Source organism: Kingella sp. SNUBH-2017 (assembly GCF_028680565.1).
Taxonomy (GTDB): Bacteria; Pseudomonadota; Gammaproteobacteria; order Burkholderiales; family Neisseriaceae; genus Kingella_D; species Kingella_D pumchi.
Genome location: NZ_JAPHVK010000004.1, coordinates 96,414 through 121,310, shown reverse-complemented (window position 1 = coordinate 121,310; position 24,897 = coordinate 96,414). Strand labels below are relative to the sequence as shown.

Sequence of the window (24,897 nt, the reverse complement as noted above, 5' to 3'; positions counted from 1 at the left end):
TATATAATCCGCCCGCCGCACGGCCTTGCGCCCTGCTAAACCGTTTGTCCTTTTCCACCGCCGCCGAACAGGCAGCCTGAAAACTTCCCGCACCCGCCATCATGTTACGCAAACTCTATTCCGCCCTATGGTATTTCGCCGCCCCGCTGATCCGCCGCTATCTGCGCCGCCGCGCCGAGCAGGCGCCCGCCTATCTCGAGCATTGGAACGAGCGCTTTGGCGGCGCCTATCCCGATCCCGTGCAGGATGCCATCTGGGTGCACGCGGTGTCGGTGGGCGAAACCCGTGCCGCCGTGCCGCTGGTGGCCGAACTGCGCCGCCGCTTTCCCGACGCGCCGCTGCTGCTCACCCAGATGACCCCCACCGGCCGCACCGCCGCGCAAAGCCTGTTTGCCGATGCCCAATGCCGCTATCTGCCCTACGACCGCCCCGACTGGATCCGCCGCTTTCTGCGCGAACACCGGCCGCGCTTCGGCGTGCTGATGGAAACCGAATTGTGGCCGAACCTGCTCTACGGCTGCCGCGAAGAAAACGTGCCGCTGTTTCTCGCCAACGCCCGCCTGTCGCCCCAGTCTTTTGACAGCTACCGCAAAGTTTCGCGGCTGGTTACGCCGATGCTGGGGCAGCTTTCAGGCTGCTTTGCCCAAACTGAAGCCGATGCCGCGCGGCTGGCCGAGCTTGGCGCGCCGGCGCCGCTGGTGTGCGGCAACACCAAATACGATGTTGAAATCCCGCCCGCCGCCGAAGCGGTTGCCGCCGCGTTTCGCAGCCTGATTGGCGATCGGCCGGTATTGGTTGCCGCCAGCACCCGCACCCACGGCGACGAAGACGAAGCGGCGAAAATCCTTGCAGCCTGGCGCGCCTACCGCGGCGATGCGCTGCTGGTGCTGGTGCCGCGCCACCCCGAGCGTTTTCAGGCTGCTTTCGACAGCGCCGCGGCGCTCGGTTTCAAAGTGCAGCGGCGCAGCGACGGGCAGCCGCTTGCCGCCGACACCCAAGTGTGGATCGGCGACAGCATGGGCGAGATGTTTGCCTACTATCTGGCCGCCGATCTGGCGTTTGTCGGCGGCAGCCTGGTCGATACCGGCTGCCAGAACATCATTGAGCCGCTAGCCTGCGGCAAACCGGTGCTGTTCGGCCCGTCCACCTACCATTTTCAGGCTGCCTGCGAAGGCGCGCTGGCCGCCGGCGCTGCCCTGCAGGTGCAAAGTGCCGACGAATTAACCGCGCTGGCCGGCGAGCTGCTGGACAAGCCGCCGCGCTATGCCGAGCTGGCGGCGCAGGCGCAGGATTTTGTCGGCCGCCACCGCGGCGCCAGCGCCAAAACCGCCGATGCTGTCGCCCAAGCGCTGCGCCAACGGCAAGGCGTTCAGGCAGCCTGAAAAAACCAAACCTGTTGCGGTGCGGTTTTTTGCCATAAAAATGCGAAAATCAGGCGAAAAACGCGGCGGGCAGCCATTTTGTAGGCATTTTCCCGCCACTGTCCGCATTTTCGGGCGCCAAAGTTTGGGCAGCCCCGCCGCGATGGGCTAGAATCCCGCCTGCCGCCGCGCCTGCTGCGGCACCCGCTATTAGCTATTAAGGAGACCCCCCATGCGCCGCATTTTGCTGCCCTTTACCCTTTCCGCCGTTTTGCTCGGCCTGTCTGCCGCCGCGTCTGCCGGCGAAAGCATCCATTTCAACAGCCCCAGCGGCAAAATCCACTGTGCCGGCGATTCCCGCCTGGAGTTCGGCAAAGACGGCTGGTGGGGCGTTACCTGCGAAATCCGCGATTCCGTGGAAAACATCCGGCCGCAGCAAAAACGCCCGAGCGTTGAAGAATGCCCGCTCGATTGGGGCAACAGCTTTTCGCTGGAAGCCAACGGCCGGCCGACCGTCGATTGCCGCGGCGACACTTCCATGAAAGCCGGCAGCCCCACTCTGGCCTATGGCAAAACCATCCGCGGCCGCGGCTGGCAGTGCACCAGCCACCAAGACGGCATGCTGTGCAAAAACCGCAGCGGCCACGGCTTTAAGCTGAGCAGCAAGCTCCAGCAGTTGTTCTGATGCCGAATCTTTCAGGCTGCCTGAGCGTCTTTCAGGCAGCCGGCGCGGTTCGCGACTGTTAAATCTAACCATCTAAACCGATCTTTTTTCAGGCTGCCTGCCGGTTTTCAGGCTGCCTGTTACCCGCCACGGAATCCCGCCATGAGCGCCACACCTGAATACGAAACCTTCCGCCAAGCCTATCTGGACTACGCCGCAAGGCAGCCTGAAAACGACAAACGCTGCCTGCTGGCGGCTTTGTCGGCGGCGGATGCCCATTATCCGGCCGACGCGCAGACTTCTTTCGGCGAGCCTTTGCTCGCGCACCTTCTGGCGGCGGCGGATACGGCGGCGCAGATGGATCTGCTGCCCGACGCGGTGGCGGCAACGGTGCTGGCCGATATGCCGCGCCACTGGCCGCAATGGGAAGAAGAGTTGGCCGAATGCTGCGGCAAAACGGTGTGCACGCTGGTGCGTGGCATCGACGAAGTGCGCAAGCTCACCCATTTTGTCCGCGTCGATGCGCTGGCTTCGCCCGAAGAGCGCGCGGCGCAGGCCGAAACCATGCGCAAGATGCTGCTGGCGATGGTGTCGGACATCCGCGTGGTGCTGATTGCGCTGGCGCTGCGCACCCGCACCATGCAGTTTCTCGGCAGCGTGCCCGACAGCCCGGAAAAACGCGCCGCCGCCAAGGAAACGCTGGATATTTTCGCGCCGCTGGCCAACCGCCTGGGCGTGTGGCAGCTCAAATGGCAGCTCGAAGACTTGGGCTTCCGCCACCAGAATCCCGAAGAATACCGCCGCATTGCCAAGCTGCTCGATGAAAAGCGCGACGAGCGCCTGCAATACATCGACGCCTTTTTAGGCAGCCTGAAAGCCGAGCTGGCGGCGCACGGCATCCGCGATTACGACGTTGCCGGCCGCCCCAAACACATCTATTCCATCTACAAAAAGATGGTGAAGAAAAAGCTCGATTTCGACGGCCTGTTCGACATCCGCGCCGTGCGCGTGCTGGTGGGCACCGTGCCGGAGTGCTACACCGTGCTGGGTATCGTCCACAGCCTGTGGCAGCCGATTCCCGGCGAGTTTGACGACTACATCGCCAATCCCAAAGGCAACGGCTACAAATCGCTGCATACCGTGATCGTCGGCCCTGAAGACAAGGGCATCGAAGTGCAGATCCGCACCAAAGAAATGCACCAGTACAACGAATTCGGCGTGGCCGCGCACTGGCGCTACAAAGAAGGCGGCAAAGGCGATTCGGCCTACGAGCAGAAAATCGCCTGGCTGCGCCAGCTGCTCGACTGGCGTGAAAACATGGCCGAAAGCGGCAAAGAAGATCTGGCCGCCGCCTTCAAAACCGAGCTGTTCAACGACACCATCTACGTACTGAGCCCGCACGGCAAAGTGTTTTCCCTGCCCGCCGGCGCCACCCCCATCGACTTTGCCTACGCCCTGCACAGCGATTTGGGCAACCGCTGCCGCGGCGCCAAAGTGGACGGCCAGATCGTGCCGCTCTCCACCCCGCTGGAAAACGGCCAGCGCGTCGAAATCATCGCCGCCAAAGAAGGCGCGCCGTCGGTAAACTGGCTCTACGAAGGCTGGGTCAAATCTTCACGCGCCATCGCCAAAATCCGCGCCTACATCCGCCAGCAAAACGCCGACGCCGTGCGTGAAGAAGGCCGCAGCCAGTTTGAAAAAACCATCGCCAAGCTCGGCAGCAAGCCCAATTACCAGCAACTGTGCGAAAAACTCGGCTTCAAAAGCACCGACGAGCTTTACACCGCACTCGGCCAGGGCGAAATCACCCCCCGCGCCGTGCAAAAAGCCGCCGGCGCCCTGGACGAAACGCCAAAAGAGCCGGTGAGCGAGATCAGCATCGTCAAAAAATCCAAAATCAGCCAAGGCCGCAAAAACGGCATCCTGGTGGACGGCGAAGCCGGCCTGCTCACCACGCTGGCCAAATGCTGCAAACCCGCGCCGCCTGACGCCATCGTCGGCTTCGTTACCCGCGACCGGGGCATTTCCGTACACCGGCGCGGCTGCCCGTCTTTCGAGCATCTGGCCGCCACGCAGCCTGAAAAAGTGATGGCCGCCGAATGGGCGGCGCAGCACGACGGCAGCCAAGTGTTCGCCATCGACATCGAAATCCGCGCCCAAGACCGAAACGGCCTGCTGCGCGACGTTTCCGAAACGCTCTCGCGCCACAAAACCAACGTAACCGCCGTGCAAACCCAAAGCCGCAACCTGGAAGCCAGCATGCGCTTCACGCTGGAAGTCAAACAGGTAAACGACCTGCCGCGCGTACTGGCGGCGCTGGGCGAGATTAAGGGCGTAATCAGCGTGGCGCGGCTGTGAAAAAGCAAAAGGCAGCCTGAAACCTTTTCCCGCCCCAATCTCACCAAACAACGTCATTCCCGCGCAGGCGGGAATCTTGCTCGGTATTTGAAAATATTTGAAAAAACAAACCATTGCTGAAATTCCGACAAGATTCCCGCCTGCGCGGGAATGGCGTCGGGCGGGAAATTGGGTGTTTGGCAAAAGTAAAGCCGGCTTGGGTTTGTAATCTCAACTACGCTGATTTTTGAAGCAGCCTGAAAAAACAAGGCAGCCTGAAAACGTATTTTCCGTTTTCAGGCTGCCTTTTTATGCGGCCGAACTACAGCGCCAGCCAGCCGAAGCAGTACACCATAATCCCGGCAATCGCCACATAGGCCAGGGCATAGGGGATGGCGGAGCGCAGGAAGCTGCCTTCCTGGCCTTGCTGGTCGATGGCGGCGGCGGCGATGGCGATGCTCTGCGGCGAAACAATCTTGCCGCCGGTGGCACCGGCGGTGTTGGCGGCGGCCAGCCAGCTTTTGTCCACGCCGATCTGGTCGGCCACGGTGGCCTGCAGTTTGCCGAACAGGATATTGGACGAAGTGTCGCTGCCGGTGGCGAAGGTGCCGATGGCGCCCACCAGCGGGGCAAACAGCGGATACAGCCCGCCGGTGGCGGCAACCAGTGCGTTGGCAATCACGTTGATCATGCCGCTGTGGCTCATAATCGCGCTCATGGCCACCAGGCTGATGATGGTGGTGGCTGATGCTTTCATTTTCAGCGTGGTGGCGCCCAGAATCGCCATCAGCTTACCGGCTTTCACGCCCTGCACCAGGCCGCCGATAAAGGCGCCGAGAAACAGCATCAGGCCGGCATTGGAGAGCCAGCCGAAGTTGAAGGTTTTGCCTTCGGCGTAGATCGGCAGGTGGATTTTGCTCACCAGATGGCTTTTCAGAAAGCCGCTCACGGGGCCTGACAGCGGGCTGGCAAGGATGATAAACAGCAGGATAAAGCCGTACACCGCCCAGGCTTTGCCGATCTGCCCCCAAGTGAAGCTGCCGCCTTTGCCGCCTTCGGCAATTTTTGCATAGGCCACGATGAAGATAATGCAGGCGATGCTGCCCAAAATGGCCGGCGTTTCCGCGCCGATAAAGTAGGCGGCGGCAAACTGCACCGCCAGCGAAATCCCGCCGATAACGGCGGCCAGGATAATATTCGGAATCAGGTATTTGCGGCTGCGGTCAGTAAGAAACAGAATCACAAACGGCACCAGAAACATCAATACCGCCAACTGGATAACGGTATCGCCCGCCACGGCATGGGTTTGCGCGGCGGTCACTTCGGTGCCGTACACTTCTTTGGCCAGCGTCAGCACCGGCACGCCCACCGCGCCGAAGCCGGTGGCCACGCTGTTGCCGATCAGCGAAACCAGCGCGGAAAAGGCGGGCTTGAAACCCAGCCCGACCAAAATCGCCGCCGGAATCGCCACCGCCGTGCCAAAGCCCGCCATGCCTTCGAGCAGGCCGCCGAAGCCCCACACAATCAGCAGCACTTGCAGGCGCTTGTCTTCGGAGATGCTGATAAATTGCTGTTTGATCACGTCAATCTGCTTGCTTTCCAGCAGCACGTTGTAGCTGAACAGCGCCATCAGGATAATGATTAAAATCGGAAAAACGGCTTTGAGCACGCCTTCGGCAAACGCCCAGCCGACATAGGCGGCGGAATAATTTTTAGGCAGCGTGCCGAAGCCGTCCATATTCGGTACGGCAAATACCGCCACCAGGGCGGCGGCGGCCAGCGCCAGCAGCGCGCTTTTGTCGCCGCTCATTTTCAGCCACATCATCAGCACCAACAGCAGCAGAATGGGCAAAACAGAAAGCAAAATGCTCATGGTGTTCTTTATCCTCGGGTTGAAAGCCGCGATTGTAGCTTATTTCGCCCCGCGCATAGCCGGAATTGTTTGCGGCTAAGGGCTATATATCCGGCCGGCAAAAACGTAGTCGGCCTTGAGCCGCAATGCCCCGCCGTTTTTCAGGCTGCCTGCGGCTTTGGCTCGCAGTATAAAAAAGGCAGCCTGAAAGTCGGATTGGCGGTTTTCAGGCTGCTTTTGGTATCGCCGGAAAGTGAAAACGCCCCTGATGCGGATGGGGGGGGCGTTTGCCTTTTGGCGCGGTGCGGGCTTATCAGGACTCGAAGCGTTTGAACACCAGCGAGCCGTTGGTGCCGCCGAAACCGAAGGAATTGGAAACTGCGGCGCGGATGGGCATTTGCCGGGCTTGGTTGGCGCAGTAGTCCAAATCGCAGCCGCCTTCGATGTCTTGGTGGAAGATGTTGATGGTGGGCGGGGACACTTGGTGGTGAACCGCCAGCACGCTGTACACCGCTTCCACGCCGCCGGCGGCGCCCAGTAGGTGGCCGGTCATCGATTTGGTGGAATTGACCACCAGTTTTTTGGCATGCTCGCCGAACACGGCTTTGAGCGCATTGGTTTCGTTGGCGTCGCCCAGCGGTGTGGAGGTGCCGTGGGCGTTGACGTAGTCGATTTCGTCGGCGTTCAGGCCGGCGTCGGCCAGCGCGTGGCGCAGGGCGAGGGCGGGGCCTTCGGCATTGGGGGCGGTGATGTGGTGGGCATCGGAACTCATGCCGAAGCCGACCAGCTCGGCATAGATTTTGGCGCCGCGTTTTTTGGCGTGCTCCAATTCTTCCAGCACCAGAACGCCGGAGCCTTCGCCCATCACGAAGCCGTCGCGGTCTTTGTCCCACGGGCGGGAGGCGGTGGCGGGGTCGTCGTTGCGGGTGGAAAGGGCTTTCATCGCGGCAAAACCGCCGATGCCGAGGGTGCATACCGCGCCTTCGGCGCCGCCGGCCAGCATCACGTCGGCATTGCCGTATTTGATCAGGCGGGCGGAATCGCCGATGGCGTGGGCGCCGGATGTGCAGGCGGAAACGATGCCGTAGCTGGGGCCGCGGTAGCCTTTGAGAATGGTAACGTGACCGGAAATCAGGTTGATCAGCGAGGCGGGGATGAAGAAGGGGTTGATTTTGCGCGGGCCGTCGGCAAAAACGGCGCGGGCGGTTTCTTCGATGGAGGGCAGGCCGCCGATGCCGGAGCCGATATTGACGCCGACGCGGTCTTTGTCGAGAGTCGGGCAGTCGTCAAGGCCGGCGTCGGCCACCGCCTGCAGGGCAGCGGCGATGCCGTAGTGGATGAAGCTGTCCATGCGGCGCGCTTCTTTGGGGCCGATGTACTGGTTGATGTCGAAATCTTTGACTTCGCCGGCAATCCGGCAGGCGAGATCGGAGGCATCAAAACGGGTAATGGCGCCGATGCCGCTTTTGCCGGCCAGCAGGTTGTCCCATGCGCTCGGGATATCGTTGCCTACCGGCGAAACTTGTCCCAAGCCTGTGATGACTACTCGTCTTTGATTCATAAGTGTTTCTCTGTGTGATGTAAAGAATGCGCCGCCGCTGCCGGTTTTTGTGCCGGTCAAGAGTGCGACAGCCTCCGATGCAGGAATATCCTTAATCAGAGGCTGTGGCGTAAGTGCGGCGAAATTAGGCCTGGTGCGCTTTGATGTAGTCGATCGCGGCCTGAACGGTTCTGATTTTTTCGGCTTCTTCGTCGGGAATTTCGCAGCCGAAAGCTTCTTCCAGAGCCATTACCAGTTCAACCACGTCCAGAGAATCGGCACCCAGGTCGTCTTCAAAGGAAGATTCGGGTTTGATGTCGGCTTCTTGAACGCCCAGTTGCTCGGCAACGATGCTGATGACTTTTTGTTGGATGTCTGACATTTGTGTAGTCCTTAAAATGAAAACTAAGCCTTGCGGCGGGAAAATTAGGGAAGTATCGCTGCGGCGGCGAACGCCTAGAGCTTTTTACCTATAATTGATGCTGCGCGATTTTAAACGCAATTATGCGATTTTGGCTACTCTTGGCCGAAAAATCTTTTCAGGCTGCCTGTGCGCCGTGTTATTCGCTGATGGGAACGTAGCCGGCAACCGCATCGGCGCCGTCGCCGAAAAAGTAGTTTTCCATCTGCTGCGCCAGATACTGGCGGGCTCGGGGGTCGGCCAGGCTGAGACGGTTTTCGTTGATGAGCATGGTTTGGTGGCGCGTCCAAGCGTCCCATGCTTCTTGGGAAACGTTTTCGAAAATGCGCTTGCCCAGTTCGTTGGGCAGCGGCGGGAATTTCATGCCTTCGGCTTCTTTGCCGAGTTTGACGCAATGTACCATGCGGCTCATTTGGTGTTCTCCTAAAGAGGAATGTGTGGAAACCGGCGCGCATATTAGCAAAATTTGCCGTAGCCGTCATGCGCCGAACTTTGGCACATAGGTGCCGAAATTGAGCCGAAATAAATGAGAGTGAGTATATATTATATTGTTTATTCTTGATTTTTTGCTTTTTAGGCTGCTTTTTGCGTATGCGCTTGCGCTTGGTAGGGGTGAAACTTGACGTAAGTCAATGATTGTTGCCGTATTACGGGTAAAGGCGCTGAAATTGCTTCTAAGGGCGCATATCCCCGCAACAGCCGCAGCAGCGGCCGTTGCGCACACCCACAACCCCTTGAAGGAGCATTTATTATGTCTTTTATTTTCTGGACTGCCGATCTGGACACCGGCTTTGACGACATCGACGAGCAGCACAAAATCCTGGTTGACCACATCAACAAACTCTACGATGTCAACGAAACCGGCGATCGCGAACAGATTTTGAACGAAATCCAAGGCGTAATCGACTACGCCGGTGTGCATTTCGGCCTGGAAGAGCAGATGCTTGCCGAAGCCCAGTATCCGATGCTGGAGCCGCACAAAAAAGTACACCAAAACTTCGTTACCAAGATGGTTGATTTCCAAAGCCGCTATGAAAACGGCGACAACGAAGCCGTAGCCGAAATGCTGAACCTGCTCGACGGCTGGTTGTTCCGCCACATCCGTCTGAACGACCACGGCTATATCGACTGTGTGAAAAAATCCGGCGTGCGCCGTTAAGCCGCTATCCGATAAAAGCAGCCTGAAAACCATGATTGGGGTTTTCAGGCTGCTTTATTGTTTGAGCGTTCCCGCTTTGTATCCCGGCCGACCGCCGTTATTGCGCCGGTGATGACGAAAAAGCCGGCTGCGTGCGGTGGGTGGCGTTTGAAAAGGCAGCCTGAAAGGTTTTCAGGCTGCCTTTTGCCGTATGAATCGGGCTTTATTTCACAATCTGTGCCAGCTCGCCTTTGGCATAGCGTTCGGCCATTTTTTCCAGCGATACCGGCTTGATTTTGCCGGCTTGGCCTTCGCAGCCGAAGGCTAAGTAGCGGGCGATGCAGATGTCCTTCATTGCTGACACGGTTTTGGCCAGGTATTTGCGCGGGTCGAATTCCGACGGGTTTTCGGCCATAAAGCGGCGGATGGCGCCAGTGGATGCCAGGCGCAGGTCGGTGTCGATATTGACTTTGCGCACGCCGTATTTGATGCCTTCGACGATTTCTTCCACCGGCACGCCGTAGGTTTCGCCGATGCTGCCGCCGTATTCGTTAATCACTTTGAGCCATTCTTGGGGAACGGAGCTGGAGCCGTGCATTACGATGTGGGTGTTGGGCAGCGCTTCGTGGATTTCTTTGATGCGGTCGATGCGCAGCACGTCGCCGGTGGGCGGGCGGGTGAATTTGTAGGCGCCGTGGCTGGTGCCGACGGCAATCGCCAGCGCATCGACGCCGGTGTCTTTCACAAAACGCACGGCGTCTTCCACGCTGGTGAGCATTTGGTCGTGAGAGAGCTTGCCGACTGCGCCGACGCCGTCTTCTTCGCCCGCTTCGCCGGTTTCCAGATTGCCTAATACGCCGATTTCGCCTTCCACCGACACGCCGCAGGCATGGGAGAAATTGACTACCGTGCGGGTTACATCGACATTGTATTCGTAGCTGGACGGGGTTTTGCCGTCGGCCAGTAGCGAGCCGTCCATCATCACCGAGCTGAAACCGAGCTGGATGGAGCGCTGGCACACATCGGGCGAAGCGCCATGGTCTTGGTGCATCACCACCGGAATATGCGGGAACTCTTCCACCGCTGCGAGAATCAGGTGGCGCAGAAAGGGCGCGCCGGCGTATTTGCGCGCGCCGGCCGAAGCCTGCACGATTACGGGCGCGTTTACCGCATCGGCGGCTTCCATAATGGCGCGCATCTGTTCGAGATTGTTGACGTTGAAGGCGGGCAGGCCGTAGCTGTGTTCGGCGGCGTGGTCGAGCAGCTGGCGCATTGAAACGAGTGCCATAAAGCGGGTGCTCCTGTTGTAAGCAGTACGGGTAATTAGCGATATAACTGTAACGCTATGTAATGAAGCGCGCGATTATATCAGCAGCGCCAAAGGCAAACCAAGGGCGCAGGCAGCCTGAAAACGATAGCTGATTCAGTTTTTTTACTTTTATCCGCGTAAACTTGCTTGACAATAGCGTAAATTTTTTTAAAGATACGCAGCCGCGACCGCATGGTAGCGGCCGCCGTTTTTTTATTGCCTGTAGTCTGCGGTATTTTTTTTGAATTATCAGCCGGCTACGCACGCGGCGTATCGTAAAGGCAGCCTGAAAGCTGCCGCCACCCTCCCTCCGCGCTTTCGGGCTCGGGGGCAAAAGAAAAATAGCTGAAAGGATGGTATTCAAGTGAACCAAGCATATCGAATCTGGCTGGCCTTGGGGCTGGGCGCGGCGCTTGCCGCCTGCAGCGGCGAACCTGCCGCGCAAAAACCCATACAGGTGAGCAACGAACCGGCCGAAAAGCAGGAAATTGTGGTCAATAACGGCGCCGAGCCGGAAACGCTCGACCCGCACAAATCTTCCGGCGTGCCCGAAAGCAATATTCTCAACCAACTGCTGGTCGGTCTGACAGGCACCGATCCCGACGGCAAAACCGTTCCCGCGCTGGCGGAAAAATGGGAATCTGCCGACAACCAGACTTGGGTGTTCCACCTGCGCGAGGCGCAATGGAGTAACGGCGATCCGATTACCGCCGATGATTTTGTTTACAGCATGCGCCGCGTGGTCGATCCGCTGACCGCTTCGCCCTACGCTTCCTATCTGGGCGATGCCAAAGTGAAAAACGCCGAAGAAATCGCCAACGGCAAAGCCAAACCGGAAGAGCTGGGCGTAAAGGCGCTGGATGCCAAAACCCTGCAAATCACCCTGTCTTCGCCGGTACCGTATTTCCCCGATATGCTGGTGCACAGCTCCACCCGTCCGGTTAATGCCAAAGTAGTGGAAAAGCACGGCAGCAAGTGGACTCTGCCTGAAAACTTCGTCGGCAGCGGCCCTTTGCGTATTGCCGAGTGGGTGGTCAACGAAAAAATCGTGCTCGAGCGCAACGATAAATTTTTCGGTAACGCCGACAACAGCATCAGCCGCCTGACCGTTTTGCCGATTTCTTCGCCGATTACCGATGTCAACCGCTTTAAGGCGGGCGAAATCGATATGACTTACAACGATCTGCCCAGCGACCAGTTCAAGCAGCTGAAAGAAGAAATGGGCGATCAGATGAAAATCTCCCCCTATCTTTGCACCTATTATTACGAGTTCAACCACCGCCAGGCGCCGTTTGACAATCCGAAAGTGCGCCGCGCGCTGTCGCTGGCTTTCGACCGCGAGCTGTTTGTCGAGAAAATTGTCGGCCGCGGCGAAGCGCCGGCCTACCAGCTGACACCGACCGCCACCCAGGGCATGAAAGACTATGTGCCGGACTGGAAAGCCTGGGATAAGGCCAAGCGCTTGGAAGAAGCGAAAAAACTGCTGCAGGAAGCCGGCTACAGCGCCGAGAAGCCGCTGAAGTTTGAAATTCTCTACAACACCAACGAAAACCATAAGAAAAACGCTGTCGCCGTCGCCGCGCTGTGGAAAGAGAATCTCGGTTTTGTCGAAGCCGAACTCAACAACCAGGAATGGAAAACTTATCTCGACGGCAAGCGCAACGGCAAATTCCAAATGGCGCGCTCCGGCTGGTGCGGCGACTACAACGAACCGTCGGCCTTCCTTAACGTGTTCAAGTCCAACAACAGCAGCAACTACGGCCGCTACAACAGCCCGGCTTATGACGATTTGATGCGCCGGACGCTGGCACCCGGCGTCAGCAGCGAAGAGCGCGCCGAGCTTTATCACAAGGCCGAAGCTGAGCTCGACAAAGACAGCGCGTCGATTTTCGCCTACCACTATGTGAGCGCCCGTTTGGTCAAACCCTATCTGAGCGGCTATTCCGACCGCGACCCGCTGAACTACTGGCAGGCAAAAGACTGGAAAGTGATGAAACACTGACCGCCGCCGCTTGAGCTTCTCCCAATAAGGAAAAAGGTTTCAGGCTGTTCAGGCAGCCTGAAAACCGTTTTCCCATAATAAACTTCACAAACACTACCGCTATGCTGAAACTGATTCTCCGCCGCTTCTTGGAAGCCATTCCAACCATGCTGGTGCTGATTACCGTGTCCTTCTTCGTGATGCGGCTGGCGCCTGGCAGTCCCTTTACCGGCGAGCGTAACCTGCCGCCCGCCGTTCTGGCGAATATCGAAGCCAAATACCATCTGAACGACCCCATCTGGCTTCAGTATCTCAACTATCTCAAACAGCTGGCGCACGGAGATTTGGGGCCGTCCTTCAAATACAAGGACTACTCGGTCAACGAGCTTTTGGCGCAGGCGCTGCCGGTGTCTTTGGAAGTCGGCGTGTACGCCTTCATCATTGCCGTAATTGTCGGCATGCTGCTGGGCATTTTCGCCGCGCTCAAGCAAAACAGCTTTCTCGACTACGGCACCATGGCGCTGGCGATGACCGGCGTGGTCGTGCCCAGCTTCGTCAAAGGCCCGCTGATGGTGCTGGTGTTTGCCGTGATGCTCAAATGGTTTCCGGCCGGCGGCTGGAACGGCGGCGCGGTGCAGAATATGGTGCTGCCGGTGTTTGTGCTGTCGCTGTCGTATATCGCCGGCATTTCGCGGATTATGCGCGGTTCGATGATTGAAGTGATGAACAGCCCGTTTATCCGCACCGCCCGCGCCAAAGGCCTGTCCACTCCCTATATCGTGCTCAAGCACGCCCTGCGCCCCGCGATGCTGCCGGTGATTTCCTATCTCGGCCCGGCTTTCGTGGGCATCATCACCGGCGCGATTGTCATCGAGACCATCTTCGGCCTGCCCGGTATCGGCCAGCTGTTTGTCAACGGCGCGCTGAACCGCGACTACGGAATGGTACTCGGCCTGACCATTCTCGTCGGCGTCCTGACCATTCTCTTTAATGCGGTGGTCGACATCCTGTACGCGATGATCGATCCCAAAATCCGCATCGACTAAATCCCTGCCCGCCGCCGTGCAGCCTTTGCGCCAGCCCGATGCTGTCCCAAAGCGCTGCGCCGCCGCAGGCAGCCTGAAAAATACCCATACCGCAATCAAGGAACCATTTTGCTATGTTGAGCAAGAAACAAACCGAAGCCGTTGAGCAGATGGCGGCGGAAGCCGAAATCAAAGGCCGCAGCCTGTGGCAGGACGCCTGGCGCCGTTTCAAACGCAACAAGGCCGCGCTGGCCAGCGTGTTAATCGTCGCGCTGATTACCCTGTTCGTAATCTTCGTACCGCTGTTTTCCGGCTTCAATTACGCCGATCCCGACTGGAGCAATATGCAGATTGCCCCGTCAGTAGAAACCAAACACTATCTGGGCACCGACACCCTCGGCCGCGACCTTTTGGTGCGTGTGGCCATCGGCGGGCGCATTTCGCTGATGGTCGGCCTGGCCGGCGCGCTGGTGGCGGTGGTGGTCGGCACCGTGTACGGCGCGGTATCCGGCTATCTGGGCGGCAAGGTCGATACCCTGATGATGCGCTGGCTGGAAATTCTCGGTGCCTTCCCGTTTATGTTTTTCGTGATCCTGCTGGTTACTTTCTTCGGCCGCAACCTGATCCTGATTTTCGTCGCCATCGGCATGGTGTCGTGGCTGGACATCGCCCGTATCGTCCGCGGCCAGACCCTCGGCCTCAAGCGCAAGGAATTTATCGAAGCGGCGCACGTTTGCGGCGTGTCCGACGTCAATATCGTGCTGCGCCACATCGTGCCCAACGTGCTGGGCGTGGTAGTGGTGTATGCCTCGCTGCTGGTGCCCGGCATGATTATGTTCGAATCCTTTCTCAGCTTCCTCGGCTTGGGCGTGCAGGAGCCGATGACCAGTTGGGGCGCGCTGCTGCAGGAAGGCGCGCAGACCATGCAGGTAGCGCCGTGGCTGTTGCTGGTGCCCTCCGCCTTTCTGGTTACCACGTTGTTTTGCTTTAACTTCATCGGCGACGGCCTGCGCGACGCCCTCGACCCGAAAGACCGCTGAGTATTTTCAGGCTGCCTGAAACAAACGGAAAAAAACTATGGACACACCACTGCTGCAAGTACGCGATTTGCGCGTGCAGTTCAAAACCGAAGACGGCCAGGTTACCGCCGTCAACAATCTCAACTTCGCGCTGCGTCAGGGCGAAACCCTCGGTATCGTCGGCGAATCCGGTTCCGGCAAATCGCAAACCGCCTTCGCCATCATGGGGCTGCTGGCGAAAAACGGCATCACCTCCGGTTCGGTGCAGTACGACGGCCGCGAGATTCTCGGCCTGCCCGCCAAAGAGCTGAACAAAATCCGCGCCGAACAGATCGCCATGATTTTCCAAGACCCGATGACCTCGCTCAATCCCTATATGCGCGTCGGCGACCAGTTGGCCGAAGTGCTGCGCCTGCACAAAGGCATGAGCAAGTCCGACGCCTGGGCAGAATCGCTGAAAATGCTCGATGCGGTCAAAATTCCCGAAGCGAAAAAACGCATCGGCATGTATCCGCACGAATTTTCCGGCGGCATGCGCCAGCGCGTAATGATTGCGATGGCGCTGCTGTGCCGTCCGCGCCTGCTGATTGCCGACGAACCCACCACCGCGCTCGACGTAACCGTGCAGGCACAGATTATGGCGCTGCTGAACGAGCTCAAACGCGACTTCAACACCACCATCATTATGATTACCCACGATTTGGGCGTGGTGGCCGGCATCTGCGACCGCGTGCTGGTGATGTACGCCGGCCGCACCATGGCCTACGGCCCCACCCACGAAATCTTCTACCACCCCACCCATCCCTACACCATCGGCCTGCTCGGCGCCGTGCCGCGGCTGGACGGTAACGAAGCCGAACTCAAAACCATCCCCGGCAACCCGCCCAACCTGCTGCGCCTGCCGCAGGGCTGCCCCTTCCAAGAGCGCTGCAGCTATGTGATGGACATCTGCCGCACCACCCCGCCCGAACTCAAATTCCTGCCCAACGACCGCCAGCGCGCCTGCCATTGGGAACACCCGCACCACAACATCGCCATCGAACCCGCAGTCGTTCAGGAAGGAGCCGCACGATGAGCAGCCAGCCCCTATTGCAAGTACGCGACGTGCAAACCCACTTCAACATCAAGCGCGACGGCGCGATGTTCTGGCAAAAACCCGCCACCCTCAAAGCCGTCAACGGCGTGTCTTTCGATCTCAAAGCCGGCGAAACCCTCGGCGTGGTCGGCGAATCCGGCTGCGGCAAATCCACCCTTGCCCGCACCATTATCGGCCTGGTCAAAGCCCGCTCCGGCAGCATTTTGTTTGACGGCGAAGAGCTGGTCGGCCTGTCGCCCAAAGCCATGCGGCTCAAGCGCAAAGACATCCAGATGATCTTCCAAGACCCGCTGGCCTCGCTCAATCCCCGCATGAGCGTCGGCCGCATCATCGCCGAGCCGCTGCGCACCTACTATCCCAATCTCAGCGACGAAGAAGTCCAGCAGCGCGTGTATGTCATGATGGAAAAAGTCGGCCTGCTGCGCAGCCAGATCAACCGCTACCCACACGAATTTTCCGGCGGCCAGTGCCAGCGCATCGGCATCGCCCGCGCCCTGATCCTGCAGCCCAAGCTGATTATCTGCGACGAGCCGGTGTCCGCGCTCGACGTTTCCATTCAGGCACAGGTGGTCAACCTGCTCAAGCAGGTGCAAAAAGAAATGGGGCTGGCGCTGATTTTCATCGCCCACGACCTTTCCGTGGTCAAACACATTTCCGACCGCGTGCTGGTCATGTACCTGGGCAACGCCATCGAGCTTGGCACCGACAGCGCCGTGTACGACCACCCCACCCACCCCTACACCCAGGCGCTGATGTCCGCCGTACCGCTGCCCGATCCCGATGCCGAGCGCAGCAAAGTCATCCAGCTTTTGCCCGGCGATCTGCCCAGCCCCATCAATCCCCCTTCAGGCTGCGTCTTCCGCACCCGCTGCCCGATTGCCGACAGCGAATGTGCCGAAAGCAAGCCGGCCATGGTCGGCAACGACATCCACCAAGCCGCCTGCCTGAAAAACCGCGTCCCCGAGATTGCCCAGCGCTAAAGTACGGATGGTAAAAAGCAGCCTGAAAGCCCGCAAAAACGGTTTTCAGGCTGCCTTTGTTTTTCAGGCTGCTTTCTAGTAAGGCAGGTTGGGTCTTGACCCAACCTACGCTTGCTGCCCAACCATCCAAAAAAACTGGCTACCCTGCAAAGCAGCATCCGCACACTACTAAAACCGTTTCAGGCTGCTTTTTCCTTTGATATCGAAACCGAAACTCAAGGGCTGGTGCAGTATTTGGTCAGCCAGAAAGCCATTTCGTTCAACAACCAAACGGTCGTTTATAAGCGAAAGCACTAGTTGCCTATGCTTGCTTTCAGGCTGCCTTTATTCAAACGGCACAGGCAGCCTGAAAAAAACAGGCCGCGTTCTGAAGCATAGCGCCGAAAGTTCTATATCCGGCGGGCACCGGCCTTTACAATCCCGCCCTTTTACCGTGAAGGAGAGCATGATGCTGAAAAAAGTTCTGTTGGCTGCCGCGCTGGCGCTGGGTCTTGCCGCCTGCAGTCAGGAAAACGGCGCCCCCGCGCCAAGCAGCGCGCCGCAGCCTGAAGCCGCGGCCGGCAGCCTGATAAACAAAATCAACAATAAAGAAACCCTGCTGGTCGGCACCATGGGCACTTACGCGCCCTTTACCTACCACGATCAGGACGGCAAGCTCACCGGCTACGATGTCGAAGTTACCCGCGCGGTTGCCGCCAAGTTGGGGGTGCAGGTCGAATTTAAGGAAACGCCGTGGGATGCGATGATGGCCGGCCTGAAAGCGGGGCGCTTCGATCTGGTGGCCAACCAGGTGGCGCTGACCACGCCTGAGCGCCAGGCGACGTTTGACAAGGCCGAGCCCTACAGCTGGAGCGGCAAGATGATTGTCGCCCGCACCGACCACGCGCCGATTGCCAAGCTCGAAGACATCAAGGGCGTGAAAACCGCGGTGATGCTCTCGTCCAACTACGACGAAGTCGCGCAGAAAATGGGCGCCGACATCGTCCACACCGACACCATGGCGCAGGGGCTGCTGATCGTGCAGCAAAAGCGCGCGGAGATTACGCTGAACGACGAACTCTCGCTCTTGGACTACCTGAAGAAAACCCCCAACTCCGGCCTGAAATCGGTATGGCGCACGCCGTCTGAAGAGAAGCTCGGCGCCGGACTGGTAATCAACAAGGGCAACGATGAAGCGCTGGCGAAAATCAATGCGGCGATGAAAGAGCTGCAGCAGGACGGCACGCTGAAGAAACTCGGCGAGCAGTTTTTCGGCGAAGACGTCAGCGTGAAATAGGCAGCCTGAAAGCCTGTTTTGCCTGATAAAGCAGCCTGAAAGCGGGATAATCCGTTTTCAGGCTGCTTTTTGCCCGCCGTGCCGGCAAAACGGCATGTGCGGCGCCCTATTATTTGGTACCCTGCGTGCTGACCGTATCGGTATCGTTGCCGCCGTCCCTTTTTGCCCGACTGCCCGCCATGCGTATTCTCAGCTACAACATTCAGGCTGCCATCGCCGCCGACAGCTATCTCAGCTACCTCACCCGCCTGCACCGCCAAGTGCTGCCCGGCGCCGCCAAAGAGCGCACGCTCTCGCGCATCGCCGCCTATATCAGCGCGTTTGACGTGGTCTGCCTGCAGGAAATCGATCTCGGCGGCCTGCGCAACGGCTTCAAAAGCCAGGTGCGCCAGCTGCTCGATGCCACGCCGTTCAGCCATTATGTCGCTCAGACCAACCGCGCCGTCGGCAAGCTGTCGCTGCACGGCAATCTGATTTTGTCGAAACAGCCGCTGCGCGAAGTGTGCAACGTGCCGCTGCCCTCGCGCATTCCCGGCCGCGGCATGCTCGCCGCCGCCATCGGCCGGGGCGACGATGAAATCGTGGTCGCCAACGTCCATCTCAGCCTCGGCCGGCTCGACCAATACCGCCAGCTGCGCCACATCCGCCAAGCCCTGTCGCCCTACCGCCGCGTGTGCCTGCTGGGCGACTTCAACTGCCCGCCGCAGGCGCGCCAGCTTTCGGTGCTCACCGCCCACGGCTACCGCCACATCAAAGGTTGTCTGCCCACCTATCCCAGCTGGCGGCCGACGCAGGCGCTCGACCATATCTTTCTCAAAGGCAGCCTGAACGGCCACGGCCTGCCGCAATTATTTGTCGCATCCGACCATCTGCCGGTGGCGGTACTGGTGGAAACCGCAGTCGGTGGCGATATTTAACGGCAGCCTGAAAGCAGCAGCCTGCCGCATCCCCAAAGCAGCCTGAAAGCCGCAATCGTGCTTTCAGGCTGCTTTCTGCTGTGAAGCGTGCCGGCTGTGCCGTTCTCCGCGGCAGCCTGAAAACCGCAATGCCCCCGTTTTACACCGGCAGGCGGCGCCGCTTTCAGGCTGCCTGTATCCGGCCGCAGCCGCCGTTTTTCAGGCTGCCGGCACGCGGGGCAAAGGCAGCCTGAAAGGCGGGGCGGCGGCGGGGCTGTGTTAGAATCGCGCCTTTGTTTTTCAGGCTGCCTGCCATGTCCGCTCCCCGCTACATCCCCCTGCGCGCCCACAGCGAATTTTCGATTACCGACGGCATTATCCGCATCAAAGACCTGGTCAAACGCGCCGCCGCCGACGGCAGTCCGGCGCTGGGACTCACCGACCTGATGAACGTGTTCGGGCTGGTGAAGTTCTACAAAACCTGCATGGGCGCGGGCATCAAGCCGCTGATGGGCGCGGACGTGCGCATCGCCAATCCCGACCGCCCCGAAGCGCCCTACCGTGCGCTTTTGCTGATCCGCAACCACGCCGGCTATGTGCGCCTGAGCGAACTCTTAACCGCCGCCTACACCGATGCCGCCCGCAGCGAGCCGGCCTGTTTGCAGCCCGAATGGCTGGAAGCCGGCGACAACAGCGGGCTGCTGTGCCTGTCCGGCGCACATCTGGGCGAAGTGGGCGCGCAGCTGATGCTGGGGCAGCCTGAAAAAGCCGCCGCCGCCGCCCGCCGTTATGCCGCGCTGTTTCCCGATGCCTTTTATCTGGAATTGCAGCGCCTGCCGGAAAAGCCGGAATGGGAAACGGCGGTTTCAGGCAGCCTGAAACTGGCGCAGGAAATGGATTTGCCGGTGGTGGCGACCCATCCGGCACAGTTTGTGGCGCGCGAAGACTTCACCGCCCACGAAGCGCGGGTGTGCATTGCCGGCGGCTGGACGCTGGCCGACAAAAAACGGCCGCAGGAATTCGCGCGCAGCCAGTATTTCGCCACGCCGCAGGAAGTGGCCGAACGCTTTGCCGACGTGCCCGAGGCGCTGGCCAACACGCTGGAAATCGCCAAGCGCTGCAATCTCACGCTCACTTTGGGCAAAAACTTCCTGCCGCTGTTTCCCACGCCCGAGGGCATGAGTTTGGACGACTATCTGACCAAACTCTCCAACGAAGGCCTGCAGGAGCGCATGGCGCAGCTGTATCCCGACGAGTCCGAACGCGCGGCGAAAATGCCGGAATATCAGGCGCGGCTGGATTTCGAGCTGGGCATCATCATCCAGATGCAGTTTCCGGGCTACTTCCTGATCGTGCAGGACTTTATCAACTGGGCGAAGCAAAACGGCTGCCCTGTCGGCCCGGGACGCGGCTCGGGCGCCGGCTCGCTGGTGGCCTATTCGCTGAAAATCACCGATCTCGACCCGCTGAAATACGCGCTGCTGTTCGAGCGTTTTCTCAATCCCGAGCGGGTGTCGATGCCCGACTTCGATATCGACTTCTGCCAGTCCAATCGCGGCCGCGTGATCGAATATGTGCGCGAAAAATACGGCGCCCAGGCGGTGAGCCAGATTGTCACCTTCGGCACGCTGTCGTCCAAAGCGGTGATCCGCGACGTCGGCCGCGTGCTCGATCTGCCCTTTTCGCTGTGCGACAGATTGTCCAAGCTGATTCCGTTGGAAGCCAACAAGCCGCTGAGCCTGGAAAAAGCGATGGAAGCCGAACCGCAGATCCGCGAGCTGATCGAAGCCGAGGAAGCGGACGAGCTGATGGTGCTGGCGCAAAAACTCGAAGACCTGACGCGCGGCCTGGGTATGCACGCCGGCGGCGTATTGATCGCACCGGGCAAGATTTCCGATTTCAGTCCGGTGTATCAGGCCGATGCGTCGTCGTCGCCGGTATCGATGTACGACAAGGGCGACATCGAAGACATCGGCCTGGTGAAATTCGACTTTCTCGGCCTGCGCAACCTGACCATTATCGAAATGGCGCAGGACAATATCCGCGCCACCACCGGCGATGCCGTCGATGTGGCCGCCATCCCGCTCGACGATCAGGCGGCCTACCAGATTTTCCGCGACGCCAACACCACCGCCGTTTTCCAGTTTGAATCCAGCGGCATGAAGCGGATGCTGAAAACTGCCCACACCACCAAGTTTGAAGAACTGATCGCCTTTGTGTCGCTCTACCGCCCGGGGCCGATGGACAACATCCCCGATTTCGTCGCCCGCATGAAAGGCGAGAAATTCGCCTATATCCACCCGCTGCTGGAGCCGGTTTTGGAGCCGACTTACGGCATTATGGTTTACCAGGAGCAGGTGATGCAGGCCGCGCAGATTATCGGCGGCTACTCGCTCGGCGGCGCCGACCTGCTGCGCCGCGCGATGGGCAAGAAAAAGCCCGAAGAGATGGTCAAGCACCGCGAAATCTTCGCCGAAGGCGCCGCCAAACAAGGCATCTCCCGCGCCAAAGCCGACGAAATCTTCGACTATATGGAAAAATTCGCCGGCTACGGCTTCAACAAATCCCACGCCGCCGCCTATGCCCTGATTTCCTATCAGACCGCCTGGCTCAAAGCCCACTATCCCGCCGAATTCATCGCCGCCACCATGTCCAGCGAACTGGACAACACCGACCAGCTCAAAGTCTTTTTCGACGACGCCCAAAGCAGCCTGAACGGCATCACCTTCCTGCCGCCCGACATCAACGAATCCGACTACCGTTTCGTACCCGACGGCCAAAAACACATCCGCTACGCGCTCGGCGCCATCAAAGGCACCGGCGAAGCCGCTGTTGCCGACATCGTTGCCGCCCGCAAGGCCGGCGGAAAATTCAAAGACCTGTTCGACTTTTGCGAGCGCGTCGGCAAGCAGCACGTCAACCGCCGCACCATCGAAGCCCTGATCCGCGGCGGCGCCTTCGACAGCATCGAGCCCAACCGCGCCATGCTGTTGGCCAACGTCGAACTGGCCATGAACCATGCCGAACAAAAAGCCGACAACGCCAACCAGGGCGGGCTGTTCGATATGGTCGAAGACGCCATCGAAGCGCTCACGTTCGTTCCCCACGCCCCGTGGAGCGAAGCCGAACAGCTGGCCGAAGAAAAGCAGGCCGTCGGCTTTTACCTTTCCGGCCACCCCTTCTCGCCCTACGCCGGCGAAGTGCGCGAACTGGCCAAAACCCCGCTCGCCCAACTGCGCCCGCAAGAAGGCAGCGTGCGCGTGGCCGGCTTTGCCACCGGCATCCGCAGCATCATGGGCAAGCGCGGCCGCGTCGTCTTTATCCAGCTCGAAGACGACAGCGGCAAAGCCGAAGTAACCGTTGCCGGCGAACTGCTCGACGAGCTGCCGCGCGAAACACTCAAAAGCGACCAGATACTGGTGTGCGACTGCCGCATCTCCGCCGACACCTTCAGCAGCGAAGGCGGCTTGCGCATCCACGCCAACAGCGTACTCACGCTCAACCAGGCGCGCTGCCACTATGCCGCCGCCCTGACCCTGCATCTGGAGCCGCACCACGACATCGCCGCCCTGGCCGAACTGCTGCGCCCGCACACTGACCCCGCCGCCGAGCGCCGCATCCCCGTGCGCCTGAACTACCGCAACCGCCACGCCGCCGGCAGCCTGATGCCCGCCGCCCAATGGCGCACCGCCCCCAGCCCCGAACTGCTCGCCGCCCTGGAAACCCTGCTCGGCAACCGCGCCGTGCAGATCGACCGCTAAACGGCAGCCTGAAAAAAGCAGCCTGAAAGCCACACAAACGGCTTTCAGGCTGCTTTTTGTATTTCAGGCTGCTGCGAATATCACCGGCAGCCTGAAACAGGAAGCAGATTAGGCAGGTAGAGACCTTTGCAAAATACCTCTCTTCACCTTTTCGCTGACAGCCGGAACCCAAACACAGGTTTTCAGCTGTTTTCGCCCCAAATCACTCCTGATTTTACCCAAATACCCCCTTAATCCTCCCCGGATACCTGATAATCAGGCATCCGGGCCGCCTTTTAGGCGGCAACAGGCACACTTAGCCTGTTAGCCGCTTTCAACAGGTTCAAACACATCGCTTTCAGATGACTTTGCGCACTCACTTTGAGCAGACCAAAATAGGCTGCCCGGGCGTAGCGGAATTTACGGTGCAGCGTACCGAAGCTTTGTTCCACCACATAACGGGTCTTCGACAAATATCGGTTGCGTTTGGTTTGCGCTTCCGTCAGCGGACGGTTGCGGTGGGCTTTGCGCATAATGCCGTCCAACAACTGATGGTCTTTCAGATGTTGCCGGTTTTCCGCACTGTCGTAGCCTTTATCGGCATAGACGGTCGTATCTTTGGCTATACCTTCCAACAAAGGCAACAGGTGGTTGCACTCATGGGTATTGGCGGGGGTGATGTGCAGTTTCTCGATATAGCCTTCCTCATCGGTGCGGGTATGTTGTTTGTAACCGAGTCTGTATAAACCGTTTTTCTTTGTCCAGCGGGCATCGCTGTCTTTACTCGGTGTGGTTTGTCCGCTGACTTGTCCTTCTTCATCGACTTCTATGGCCTGACGCTGTTTGCTGCCGGCGGTCTGAATAATGGTGGCGTCAATGACGGCGGCGGATGCTTTCTCTATTTTTAGGTTTTTTTCGGTCAGTTGGCAGTTAATCAATTTTAGCAATTCGGACAGGGTGTCGTCTTGCGCCAGCCAGTTGCGGTAGCGGCATAAGGTACTGTAATCGGGGATGCTCAGTTCGTCAAAACGGCAAAACAGGTTGAAATCGATGCGGGTGATGAGGCTGTGTTCGAGTTCGGGATCGGAGAGGCTGTGCCATTGGCCGAGTAGGACGGCTTTGAACATGGATAGCAGGGGATAGGCGGGACGGCCGCGGTGGTCTCTAAGGTAACGGGTTCTTTGACGATTCAGGTACTGTTCGATCGGCTGCCAATCAATCACTTGATCCAACTTCAATAGTGGGAAGCGGTCGATGTGTTTGGCAATCATGGCTTGTGCGGTTTGCCGGAAGAAGGTGCTCATGAGAAATCCCCTAAATGTCTTGGTGGGAATTTAGGGGATTTTGGGGGGATTTTGCAAAGGTCTCGTATTGACTGTTTTTTACTAATTAAAAAAACTACTTATTATTCTTTCTACTTCTGATTGATATTGAAATATTTCATCTTGAGTGTTTAATCTCTTATCTCTCATTGAGGGGTAATAAGAAATACCAAGGCCATTAAAACAGAACCCCACAATATAATTATAGATCCCATTATCCTCATGAACTTGATTAATAATCAATTGATTATATCCAAATTTTAAGTAATCAATTTGATGAACTCTAGGAATTTCAGGATTTCTTCTTTCCCATGCTTCATATTCAATATTACTAGAGTAAATTTTTTTATATCCAAATGAATTCAAATTATTTTTATAATTTTCAATATTAATTTTGCATTTATCTTGGATTAGAATTACATTGCTCATCAAACCGGCAGGCCAAGACTTTTGAAAATGTTTTTTAGTTTTTTGATTATAGGGCAGTAAATGTATATTTCCCGTACTCCAGTCTGCATATACATTTATTTCCATTGAATCACCTTGATAAACCTTGTGCTCATTAGAAGGCCATAATGTACCATTTTTCATGCTAAGATTAGATAAATATCCATATGGAATATTTAATTGTTTTTTATTAATTTCAAACTTAATTACTCTTTCAAATCCTGTAATGGGTTCCTTATCATCATAATCTGACGCATTGAGCTCCTTTTCGCTATTAAAACTTTTTTGTTGTAGAAAAAGTAAAAAAATAAATGCCGTAATTGCGAGCAATACATTTTTCATTAATTTTCTCTTAAACTTTTATTTGGAATTTGGTAAATGTTACCAGCTAGTTATTTCTGCTTTTATTGGGAAACATCACCATTATTCTATTTGAATCTAAATTTGGGTAATTCTATTTCCACCAAACCAACACGTCAACGCAAACGAATCT

General features: G+C 58.1%; 19 protein-coding genes. 12 read left to right on the top strand and 7 right to left on the bottom strand.

Going from position 1 to position 24,897, the window contains the following annotated elements:
• Positions 1–101 precede the first annotated feature (101 nt).
• The 3 genes from waaA (at position 102) to OP500_RS04900 (ending at position 4,383) form a co-directional block, all read left to right on the top strand.
• Positions 102–1,382 carry a lipid IV(A) 3-deoxy-D-manno-octulosonic acid transferase gene (gene waaA, locus OP500_RS04910; protein WP_274070363.1) on the top strand — a complete coding sequence of 427 codons (1,281 nt, stop codon included), beginning with the start codon at positions 102–104 and terminating at the stop codon, positions 1,380–1,382.
• Positions 1,383–1,593: 211 nt separating this feature from the next.
• Positions 1,594–2,046, top strand: a complete 453-nt coding sequence (locus tag OP500_RS04905) for a DUF6636 domain-containing protein (protein WP_238748066.1) — start codon at positions 1,594–1,596, stop codon at positions 2,044–2,046.
• A 141-nt stretch (positions 2,047–2,187) separates the two neighbouring features.
• Positions 2,188–4,383, top strand: a complete 2,196-nt coding sequence (locus tag OP500_RS04900) for a RelA/SpoT family protein (protein WP_238748065.1) — start codon at positions 2,188–2,190, stop codon at positions 4,381–4,383.
• Between the two features lie 301 nt (positions 4,384–4,684).
• On the opposite strand, the gene OP500_RS04895 is transcribed toward OP500_RS04900, so the two are convergent.
• The 4 genes from OP500_RS04895 to OP500_RS04880 form a co-directional block, all read right to left on the bottom strand.
• A complete protein-coding gene (locus tag OP500_RS04895; RefSeq protein ID WP_238748064.1) occupies positions 4,685–6,235 on the bottom strand; it encodes an L-lactate permease in 1,551 nt (516 codons plus the stop codon).
• Between the two features lie 292 nt (positions 6,236–6,527).
• On the bottom strand, positions 6,528–7,775 hold the full coding sequence (gene fabF, locus OP500_RS04890) for a beta-ketoacyl-ACP synthase II (protein WP_274070362.1): 1,248 nt from the start codon (positions 7,773–7,775) through the stop codon (positions 6,528–6,530).
• A 124-nt stretch (positions 7,776–7,899) separates the two neighbouring features.
• The gene (gene acpP / locus OP500_RS04885; protein ID WP_238748062.1) at positions 7,900–8,136 is read right to left on the bottom strand and encodes an acyl carrier protein; all 237 of its coding nucleotides are present in this window, start codon (positions 8,134–8,136) and stop codon (positions 7,900–7,902) included.
• A gap of 178 nt (positions 8,137–8,314) precedes the next feature.
• On the bottom strand, positions 8,315–8,587 hold the full coding sequence (locus OP500_RS04880; protein ID WP_238748060.1) for an oxidative damage protection protein: 273 nt from the start codon (positions 8,585–8,587) through the stop codon (positions 8,315–8,317).
• A gap of 339 nt (positions 8,588–8,926) precedes the next feature.
• On the opposite strand from OP500_RS04880, the gene OP500_RS04875 reads away from it, so the two are divergent.
• Positions 8,927–9,334 (top strand): bacteriohemerythrin, encoded by a 408-nt coding sequence (locus tag OP500_RS04875; protein WP_238748058.1) that lies wholly within the window; start codon positions 8,927–8,929, stop codon positions 9,332–9,334.
• 202 nt (positions 9,335–9,536) lie between these two features.
• On the opposite strand, the gene fba is transcribed toward OP500_RS04875, so the two are convergent.
• The gene (fba, locus tag OP500_RS04870; protein ID WP_238748055.1) at positions 9,537–10,601 is read right to left on the bottom strand and encodes a class II fructose-bisphosphate aldolase; all 1,065 of its coding nucleotides are present in this window, start codon (positions 10,599–10,601) and stop codon (positions 9,537–9,539) included.
• 385 nt (positions 10,602–10,986) lie between these two features.
• On the opposite strand from fba, the gene OP500_RS04865 reads away from it, so the two are divergent.
• The 8 genes from OP500_RS04865 to dnaE all read left to right on the top strand — a co-directional run bounded on the left by OP500_RS04865 (position 10,987) and on the right by dnaE (position 22,656).
• Entirely contained in the window at positions 10,987–12,624 is a 1,638-nt protein-coding gene (locus OP500_RS04865; protein ID WP_238748053.1) for an ABC transporter substrate-binding protein, read from the top strand.
• 101 nt (positions 12,625–12,725) lie between these two features.
• A complete protein-coding gene (gene oppB, locus OP500_RS04860; protein ID WP_238748050.1) occupies positions 12,726–13,649 on the top strand; it encodes an oligopeptide ABC transporter permease OppB in 924 nt (307 codons plus the stop codon).
• A 113-nt stretch (positions 13,650–13,762) separates the two neighbouring features.
• The gene (gene oppC / locus OP500_RS04855) at positions 13,763–14,668 is read left to right on the top strand and encodes an oligopeptide ABC transporter permease OppC (RefSeq protein WP_238748049.1); all 906 of its coding nucleotides are present in this window, start codon (positions 13,763–13,765) and stop codon (positions 14,666–14,668) included.
• 37 nt (positions 14,669–14,705) lie between these two features.
• Entirely contained in the window at positions 14,706–15,722 is a 1,017-nt protein-coding gene (oppD, locus tag OP500_RS04850) for an oligopeptide ABC transporter ATP-binding protein OppD (RefSeq protein WP_274070361.1), read from the top strand.
• On the top strand, positions 15,719–16,723 hold the full coding sequence (oppF, locus tag OP500_RS04845; RefSeq protein WP_274070360.1) for a murein tripeptide/oligopeptide ABC transporter ATP binding protein OppF: 1,005 nt from the start codon (positions 15,719–15,721) through the stop codon (positions 16,721–16,723). The genes oppD and oppF overlap by 4 nt, the downstream gene beginning before the upstream one ends.
• 445 nt (positions 16,724–17,168) lie before the next feature.
• The gene (locus OP500_RS04840) at positions 17,169–17,999 is read left to right on the top strand and encodes a transporter substrate-binding domain-containing protein (protein ID WP_274070359.1); all 831 of its coding nucleotides are present in this window, start codon (positions 17,169–17,171) and stop codon (positions 17,997–17,999) included.
• 179 nt (positions 18,000–18,178) lie between these two features.
• Positions 18,179–18,916, top strand: coding sequence for an endonuclease/exonuclease/phosphatase family protein (locus tag OP500_RS04835; RefSeq protein ID WP_274070358.1), 738 nt, complete (start codon positions 18,179–18,181; stop codon positions 18,914–18,916).
• Between the two features lie 293 nt (positions 18,917–19,209).
• A complete protein-coding gene (gene dnaE / locus OP500_RS04830; RefSeq protein WP_274070357.1) occupies positions 19,210–22,656 on the top strand; it encodes a DNA polymerase III subunit alpha in 3,447 nt (1,148 codons plus the stop codon).
• A gap of 275 nt (positions 22,657–22,931) precedes the next feature.
• Here the strand turns inward: dnaE and OP500_RS04825 are convergent, their stop codons facing one another.
• Together OP500_RS04825 and OP500_RS04820 are read right to left on the bottom strand one after the other, a co-directional pair.
• Complete coding sequence (locus OP500_RS04825; protein WP_274070356.1) at positions 22,932–23,939, bottom strand: IS5 family transposase; 1,008 nt, start codon at positions 23,937–23,939, stop codon at positions 22,932–22,934.
• 81 nt (positions 23,940–24,020) lie between these two features.
• On the bottom strand, positions 24,021–24,746 hold the full coding sequence (locus OP500_RS04820; protein ID WP_274070355.1) for an RTX iron-regulated FrpC family protein: 726 nt from the start codon (positions 24,744–24,746) through the stop codon (positions 24,021–24,023).
• Positions 24,747–24,897 lie beyond the last annotated feature (151 nt).

Excerpts from the sequence above, each read along its gene's own strand:
- oppD (WP_274070361.1), top strand. The coding sequence starts at position 14,706 with ATGGACACACCACTGCTGCAAGTACGCGATTTGCGCGTGCAGTTCAAA.
- OP500_RS04835 (WP_274070358.1), top strand. The coding sequence starts at position 18,179 with ATGCGTATTCTCAGCTACAACATTCAGGCTGCCATCGCCGCCGACAGC.
- OP500_RS04880 (WP_238748060.1), bottom strand. The coding sequence starts at position 8,587 with ATGAGCCGCATGGTACATTGCGTCAAACTCGGCAAAGAAGCCGAAGGC.
- OP500_RS04820 (WP_274070355.1), bottom strand. The coding sequence starts at position 24,746 with ATGAAAAATGTATTGCTCGCAATTACGGCATTTATTTTTTTACTTTTT.
- oppF (WP_274070360.1), top strand. The coding sequence starts at position 15,719 with ATGAGCAGCCAGCCCCTATTGCAAGTACGCGACGTGCAAACCCACTTC.
- waaA (WP_274070363.1), top strand. The coding sequence starts at position 102 with ATGTTACGCAAACTCTATTCCGCCCTATGGTATTTCGCCGCCCCGCTG.
- OP500_RS04825 (WP_274070356.1), bottom strand. The coding sequence starts at position 23,939 with ATGAGCACCTTCTTCCGGCAAACCGCACAAGCCATGATTGCCAAACAC.
- dnaE (WP_274070357.1), top strand. The coding sequence starts at position 19,210 with ATGTCCGCTCCCCGCTACATCCCCCTGCGCGCCCACAGCGAATTTTCG.
- oppC (WP_238748049.1), top strand. The coding sequence starts at position 13,763 with ATGTTGAGCAAGAAACAAACCGAAGCCGTTGAGCAGATGGCGGCGGAA.
- OP500_RS04900 (WP_238748065.1), top strand. The coding sequence starts at position 2,188 with ATGAGCGCCACACCTGAATACGAAACCTTCCGCCAAGCCTATCTGGAC.
- acpP (WP_238748062.1), bottom strand. The coding sequence starts at position 8,136 with ATGTCAGACATCCAACAAAAAGTCATCAGCATCGTTGCCGAGCAACTG.
- fba (WP_238748055.1), bottom strand. The coding sequence starts at position 10,601 with ATGGCACTCGTTTCAATGCGCCAGCTGCTCGACCACGCCGCCGAACAC.
- OP500_RS04905 (WP_238748066.1), top strand. The coding sequence starts at position 1,594 with ATGCGCCGCATTTTGCTGCCCTTTACCCTTTCCGCCGTTTTGCTCGGC.
- oppB (WP_238748050.1), top strand. The coding sequence starts at position 12,726 with ATGCTGAAACTGATTCTCCGCCGCTTCTTGGAAGCCATTCCAACCATG.
- fabF (WP_274070362.1), bottom strand. The coding sequence starts at position 7,775 with ATGAATCAAAGACGAGTAGTCATCACAGGCTTGGGACAAGTTTCGCCG.
- OP500_RS04875 (WP_238748058.1), top strand. The coding sequence starts at position 8,927 with ATGTCTTTTATTTTCTGGACTGCCGATCTGGACACCGGCTTTGACGAC.
- OP500_RS04895 (WP_238748064.1), bottom strand. The coding sequence starts at position 6,235 with ATGAGCATTTTGCTTTCTGTTTTGCCCATTCTGCTGCTGTTGGTGCTG.
- OP500_RS04840 (WP_274070359.1), top strand. The coding sequence starts at position 17,169 with ATGATGCTGAAAAAAGTTCTGTTGGCTGCCGCGCTGGCGCTGGGTCTT.